The sequence below is a fragment of the Hydrogenobaculum sp. genome (assembly GCF_049967395.1).
GTDB lineage: Bacteria > Aquificota > Aquificia > Aquificales > Aquificaceae > Hydrogenobaculum.
This window is the reverse complement of record NZ_JBMFST010000102.1, coordinates 1-1,792: the sequence shown is the minus strand read 5'-3', so window position 1 is coordinate 1,792 and position 1,792 is coordinate 1. Positions and strand designations below refer to the sequence as shown.

The following is a 1,792-nucleotide window of genomic DNA, read 5'->3' as shown; positions in this document are numbered from 1 at the left end:
GATATCTGCATGTATCTTGTATATGGCTTTTTTGTTATGTAGTGCATACACTATAATTCTAATGGAATTTGAAGGAAAATAGTATATCCTCATATTTGGCATCTCTAAACTTCGGCTCACAAGGCCTTGAAGTTGGGTATCCGATGTTATGGTGTTGTCTTTTACATAACTTTTTATAAGCTCTGCTTGGGATTTCGTGATGTTTAGGCGAGCCATCAACACTGGAACAGGAGCTGTGTTTGGGTTAAATCCAGAGTTTGGCATAAGGGTTATATAGTCTTTTATAGCTTTGTAGGCTTTTCTATTCATACCATAAACTAACGAAAACTCTTCTTTGTACTGTGGTAGATATTTTCTGGGTAAATAATCTTTGTAGAAATCAGAAGGTATATCCTCATCGCGATAATTTGGACTTATCCAAGAAGCCCAAGCTTTTAAAACTACATCTGGGTTGACATTTGTATTTTGAGCAAGTAAGTTTTTTAAAGCCTCTACGTTTGGATAAGCTATGTTTAGAAGTCCGTTTGAGTCCTGAAAGGATATTTCCACATCTTTAAATCTTATGTAAGTACCGTCAAGAGGTATGAAAGAGCTTTTAAATGGTTTTAACACCACCTCCGAGTTTAAGCCCTTTGGGGTAAATTCTGACAAGGAAACCATGTAGAGGGCTTTATCTATTATAGAGTATGCTTTCAACATACCCTCTGTTTTTATTTTTAAGTCGTATGTGGCTTTCATGTGCTCTTTCACTATCCAGTCAAAGCCTATTCCCAACGTGATGATAACTGCTGATAAAAGCAACACCAGTATAGTAGCTGAACCTTTTTTAGCGTTTTTCACCTACACCTCCAGAAAGGTAAATCATGCCGTATACGCCCTTTATGAGGGAGTTGTTGTTTACACCAAGTATTAATGTATGCTTTTTCTTATGTTTTTTGTAAGATACCTTTATAAGGGTGGGTAGGATTTTTTGCTTTAGGGCGCTGTAATTTTTGTACCAGTTGTATTCTCTGGTTTGAATGTTGTATCCGTAGTATCTTAATTTTACAGAAGATAAGTTTTTAAAAAGCCTAATACTGGTAGATTTTTTATAATCTCCAAGCTCGTAAAAATCAATAAGGTCTTCGTAATACATCGTGTATACCGGCTTTTCGTAATAGATTATATCGTATTTACCCTTTTTATTTTTATGGACTTTTACAACAGCCACCACGGGCAAAGAGTTTGCTATGGGAGATGTGCTCACATACTCAAAATAATCCTCTTTCCCTCTGAAAAATGGCGCCCATCCATAGGGGGATTTTACATAATAATCCAACATAGACCCAGCGCTCTTAGTAAGCCATACATACTTTGCGTTTTGCCAAAAGTTAAGCCCACGAGACAATATATTTTTATACTGCCTCAAACCTTGGGTAAGAGCCGTCGTACCCAAAAACACCATCATGCTAAATATAGCCACAGCTATGATAATCTCGATGAGAGTATAACCAGATTTAGAATATCGGCAGCACATTTAACAGCTGTTTTCCAGTGGGACCTAAGTATTTGTATTTTAGTATATCTATATCGTAGTGATCTTTATAGTTTTTATAAGAAAGATAGAAATCCACATGGTATAAGTAAAGCTTGTAAGGAAGCTCTTGCTTTTGCATATCAGTAGCCATAGGTCCCAAAAGAAGAGGATTTTTTATAGTGTTTATCTTGCTGGTGTTTGTAAGTTTGGCATACCAAGTCAGCTTTACTTCTCCTAAATTTTCATCTCCTTGGGGCTCTGTTTGAAAATCCACAG

General features: G+C 36.3%; 2 protein-coding genes and 1 pseudogene. All 3 read right to left on the bottom strand.

All coding sequences use genetic code 11. The features are described 5' to 3' along the window. The coding region (locus tag ACP5S8_RS08280) for a type II secretion system protein GspK (protein ID WP_461876465.1) at positions 1 to 840 on the bottom strand (840 nt) is incomplete at its 3' end. Continuing rightward, positions 827 to 1,516 (bottom strand): PulJ/GspJ family protein, encoded by a 690-nt coding sequence (locus ACP5S8_RS08275; protein WP_461876464.1) that lies wholly within the window; start codon positions 1,514 to 1,516, stop codon positions 827 to 829. The genes ACP5S8_RS08280 and ACP5S8_RS08275, both read right to left, overlap by 14 nt. Further along, positions 1,497 to 1,792, bottom strand: a pseudogene (locus tag ACP5S8_RS08270) (hypothetical protein); the annotation flags it as partial. The pseudogene ACP5S8_RS08270 and the gene ACP5S8_RS08275, both read right to left, overlap by 20 nt.